Raw genomic sequence first — 3312 nt, 5'->3', positions numbered from 1 at the left:
CAGAGCCACAAGCACGCCAAAGCAAACCGCAAAAGGCCCCACGCTCCGGTGAAGTGCGGTGGACACCCCACCCCGGGCTTGTTCAACAACCGTTACCCTTGAAGTCGGGCCAGCACACTCAAGACCTCATCCACACTCTTTGACGCCCGATTCAAAGCTAACTTCAGGGTTAGGCTTGGGTAGTCCTGTCATTTTCCTTTTGGGTAGAGAAATCCACTTCCGGTGATGGAAGTAATCAGGTTGCCCTTGATAACGATGTCGGGAGCGTAGAAGCCAATGCGTCCGACTTCCTTGCCATCCTGCAAATCCTTGGCTGTTCTCAGGCATTCTTGCCACGCTTTCGCCAACGGTCCGCCAGGAGCGGAATGGGCATCTTGCTTGATTGTGAATGTAGCCTCATTGGATAACACCTGAACCCTATTGACTGGCATTCCATGCCACGTATCCCCAGTATATGCAGGATCATGGTCGTCCCTGATTAAGGTGATGCTCGTCTTAGCTTTTTCGACAACGACGATGATGACGCTCTCCTCAATCGTGACCGTCTTGACCTTCAGCAGAGTGACATCCGCGTCAGATGCCGCCTGAGCCAAAGCGGAAAACAACACAATGCAAGTGACGACGTGTGCAAGTAAGTTTTTCATAGGCGAGCAGTCTCCTTGGAAATGTTGTCTGCGTCTGTAAAGCGTTGGTAAATCTCCGGCCCTCACGATCACCGCATGTTAGCCGAACGTCTCGGATCAGATACGCGAGGAGCAAAATATGGAAAACACGACAGACTATCTACGAGCGTTATCTGCATCCGTTTTGTGTGTGCCCAGCATGGGCACAGTCCTGATGGGGTTAAAGTCCCCTGTAGATAAACCAGACATGACGAAAACATACTCATGAAACTACCAGCCGAAGTCAAGGCTCGCCGAGTGATCGGCGGGCTGAAAGAAGACTACGCAAGACCTGCGAGCCGATGAACAAGAACCTGATACAGCCGGAGCGCAGCGGAGACAGCCAGCCGCAGGCTGCCCGCAGGGCGAACGCAGTGAGGCAACGCCGTCGCGACGGGGTGAGCTGGCACAACACAGCAAAACCCATTGGTGAAGTCGTGCCGGTAAATCAGGCGGCAGTGCGGGGGAGGACTGTGTTCTTACCTGGGGAGGTCTGGGCCGTGAGAGCGCCCCAGAAGTCAGCAGAGGTCATAGTAGTGACGTGCAGGCCGGGGGCTGGAAGACGCCCGTTTAAACAACGACACCGGAACACCTGAGCGCATGAAGGACCAAACCAATGAGGAACCAAGCGACCCCGTGCCGGGGAGCCTGCCCGATGACGCCAAGTGGTCAGGGTGCGGCTCAACTCAGCACGGCGGGAAGCATGGCGAGGTTCAAGAGGAGACAGAAACGTGGATGGAGCAGGTGCTCGACCCCACGAACATGCAGAGCGCCTGGCAGAGAGTCAGGCGCAATGGCGGAGCGCCGGGAATGGATGGGATGACTATCGCAGAGTTCCCGGCGTTTGCCCGCCAGCACTGGGAGCGGATACGCGCCCAGCTCAGAGAAGGGAGCTATCACCCAGCGCCCGTGCGCCGGGTGTTCATTCCCAAACCCGATGGGTCACAAAGACCGCTCGGGGTCCCGACGGTGCTGGATCGAGTGATCCAGCAAGCCATCGCCCAAGTGCTCACCCCGCTCTTTGAGGGCGAGTTCAGCGACCACAGTTACGGCTTTCGCGAGAGCCGCAGTGCTCATCAAGCAGTGCGCCGAGTGCAAGCAGCTTGGTCGCAAAGGCTCCGCCACGCGATCGACTGCGACTTGAAGGCGTTCTTTGACACCGTGAACCACGACCGCCTGCTCAATCAATTGCGGCCCAAGATCAGCAGCGGGAAACTGCTGCGCCTCATTGGCCGCTACCTGCGAGCAGGCGTCGTGCTGCCCGATGGCACCCGTGAGGCCACACCTCTCGGCGTGCCGCAGGGCGGTCCCTTGTCACCGTTGCTAGCCAACATCACCCTCGATCCACTGGACAAAGAAATCGAACGCCGAGGGCATGTGCATGCCCGCTACGCCGACGACTTCATCATTGTGGTGGCAGGGGAAAAGAAGGCGCAACGAGTGATGGAGAGCGTCACCCGGTTCATCGAGCGCAAGCTCAAGCTCGTGGTCAACCGCACGAAGAGCAAAAGCGGGCCACTGATCGAGAGTTCGTTCCTCGGCTTCTGCATCAGCAGCCGTGGATCGATCAAATGGACGGCAAAAGCATGCGCGAGGTTCAAGCAGCGAATCCAAGACATCACCCGCCGCAACCGCGGCCATGCCGTGCAGAGCGTCATCGACGAACTGCGCCGCTACGCCGTGGGGTGGATGAACTACTTTGGCATCAGCCGCACCTACCGCGAAGTGCTGGAGCTCGACGACTGGATCAGGCGGCGTGTGAGGCTCTACCATTGGAAACAATGGAAAAGGCCCCGCACTCGCAGGCGCAACCTCATCAAACTGGGAGCCGATCCCGATGAGGTCCACATGGCAACCCGAAGCCGGAAGGGCTACTGGCGCATGAGCCACAACCGGATCGTGCAACAAGCCCTGAGCAACCAACGGTTAAAGGAACAAGGAGTGCCCGAACTGAGAAGTATCTGGATCAAACTGCATCACGGAGCCGAAGTGAAAACGAAAGCTCAGTGATCTGATTGGAACCGCCCGGTGCGGAGCCGCATGCCGGGTGGTGTGGGAGGGGTGACGGGCGCAATCCCGTCACCTCCACCCGATTCGGCCTTGTTGCGTTCATAGTGTTCATCGCTGGGTAGTCATAGCCTTCGAGACGCCTGCGTCTAAAATGTGAAGTTCTCGAGTCGCTGATGTCATGTGGTTCCGGCGTGATTATCTGACTAGACTCCAGTCGTGGACCAGTTTCAGGTGTGCGCTGGTAGCCGTCCACTCAATCTCTCGCACGAATGATACCATCGGAACGGCGATGCGCCCGTAGCTATGCCCATCCGAGCCAAGAACCTCAATCCACCCACCCTTATCGCCTCCTGAACCTGGCATCATCGGGACAAATCCGGCCCAAGGTGGGTAAGTGGCGACAGCAATAAAACGTCCGTCTGGGCTGGATACTCGCTCATACTCCGGGTGGGGAAGACAGAAATATGAGATCAGAAGCGCAATCGCTCCGATCACACCAACCCCGAAAGATCGACTGACAAATCGATGACTAAACATGGACGACAAATGGCGGCGGACTCAGTTTCTTGGCCGAACGTGAAGGAGTGTATCCGAGCAGGAGGCGGAGGCAAGACTCGTTTAGCTGGAGGCGCGTGGCGCG

General features: G+C 57.6%; 2 protein-coding genes. One reads left to right on the top strand and one right to left on the bottom strand.

All coding sequences use genetic code 11. The annotated features are described in order from the left end of the window. Positions 1 to 188: 188 nt before the first annotated feature. Complete coding sequence (locus tag IAE77_RS09120) at positions 189 to 644, bottom strand: hypothetical protein (protein ID WP_294225027.1); 456 nt, start codon at positions 642 to 644, stop codon at positions 189 to 191. Positions 645 to 1262: 618 nt separating this feature from the next. Here IAE77_RS09120 and ltrA point away from each other — a divergent pair. Beyond that, positions 1263 to 2672 carry a group II intron reverse transcriptase/maturase gene (ltrA, locus tag IAE77_RS09115; RefSeq protein WP_294225024.1) on the top strand — a complete coding sequence of 470 codons (1410 nt, stop codon included), beginning with the start codon at positions 1263 to 1265 and terminating at the stop codon, positions 2670 to 2672. Positions 2673 to 3312 lie beyond the last annotated feature (640 nt).

Origin of the sequence: Prosthecobacter sp., assembly GCF_014879935.1 — a bacterium.
Classification (GTDB): Bacteria; Verrucomicrobiota; Verrucomicrobiia; order Verrucomicrobiales; family Verrucomicrobiaceae; genus Prosthecobacter.
Note: the sequence above shows the minus strand (reverse complement) of the source record. Positions and strands in the feature narration are given on the sequence as shown.

Coding starts and splice junctions, on each gene's coding strand:
- IAE77_RS09120 (WP_294225027.1), bottom strand. CDS start 644: ATGAAAAACTTACTTGCACACGTCGTCACTTGCATTGTGTTGTTTTCC.
- ltrA (WP_294225024.1), top strand. CDS start 1,263: ATGAAGGACCAAACCAATGAGGAACCAAGCGACCCCGTGCCGGGGAGC.